This window comes from Hydrogenophaga flava NBRC 102514 (assembly GCF_001571145.1).
GTDB lineage: Bacteria > Pseudomonadota > Gammaproteobacteria > Burkholderiales > Burkholderiaceae_C > Hydrogenophaga > Hydrogenophaga flava.
On the sequence record NZ_BCTF01000074.1, the window covers coordinates 1 to 1,083 of the forward strand.

General features: G+C 60.3%; 1 protein-coding gene. It reads right to left on the reverse strand.

Going from position 1 to position 1,083, the window contains the following annotated elements:
- Window positions 1-105 precede the first annotated feature (105 nt).
- Window positions 106-450, reverse strand: coding sequence for a hypothetical protein (locus HFL01S_RS24445; RefSeq protein WP_066263956.1), 345 nt, complete (start codon window positions 448-450; stop codon window positions 106-108).
- Between the last annotated feature and the right edge of the window lie 633 nt (window positions 451-1,083).

Genomic DNA, 1,083 nt, shown 5'->3' on the forward strand with positions numbered 1-1,083 from the left:
ACGATGTATATCGGGACGATGAATTAATCATAGCGAAAGAATTGCACTCTAAGGTTAATTAATTGCCAATCAGGCCGCGAACGACCGTGATTGGCTGTACCTGAGTTACTTCCGCGAACTGGTCAATTCGCCGTCGACCACCTCGGTCCCCATGGGGGCCACGGCCCCCATCCCCCCATTGACCACCCCGGCGCCATCCCCCGCATCCTCGGCAGGTTCATAGGAGGTGAGGGGACTCAGACCGTCCAGGGTGTAGGCCCGGCTCAGCACGTCCGCAGCATCCGAGAACCGCTGAAGCACGCCGCGAGCGAGGTAGGACCACGACTCAGCATCAAGGCTGTCAGATTTGAAGAGCTCGCACAGAGAGAGCGCCTCGCACTGGTGACCCCACATTTCCTTCCACGCAGCTTTGATCGGATGCTCAGCTGCAATACCATCGGCTTTAGCCATTTCGAACTCCTACTCAGTTTGAGATTGGTCAGAGAAGCCCGGGCAGGCAGGCCCGGGCTTTCTCGCTTGTGGACGCCTACAGGAGGACTTCGCGTGCAGCCCTCCCGATCGCAAGAGCCAGGAGCGCCAGCGCCCCCAGCGCCGCCAGGGCTTCAGTCGTCACCAGGGACCTCGCGGCCATTGGCCAACGTCACGCCGCGCCCCTTAGTGACCTCAGACCAAACCTCGGAGGCCACAGAAGCCACAGGCGAGGGCGAGGGCTCAGGCCCCCTCATGAATGCTTCGTAGTTCTCCTTCAGCACCGCCTCTGCGCGCTCAGGATCAACCAGCACAGATGGAGCCGGAACGTCCAACCGAGCTACAAGGCGACCCAAGAGACCAAAGGCGTTCGGCCCGACATAGCCCGCCTTGACAGCAGGACTAATCGAGGAAAGAGCCATTCCGCGAGGCGAGCGCCTCAGTTCACGCTGACGACTACCGGGACGCTTGCCCATGTGACACCTCTTTTTTCATGATGTAAAACCCCGCAGGGGACGGCAACACGGCTGGAAGCCGCATGTTTCCTAGGTTCTCGTCCTTCTCGGTCGAGATATGCCCTATAAATAAATTAGGGCCGGCCGGCTGCGCCGGCCG

Coding starts and splice junctions, on each gene's coding strand:
- HFL01S_RS24445 (WP_066263956.1), bottom strand. CDS start 450: ATGGCTAAAGCCGATGGTATTGCAGCTGAGCATCCGATCAAAGCTGCG.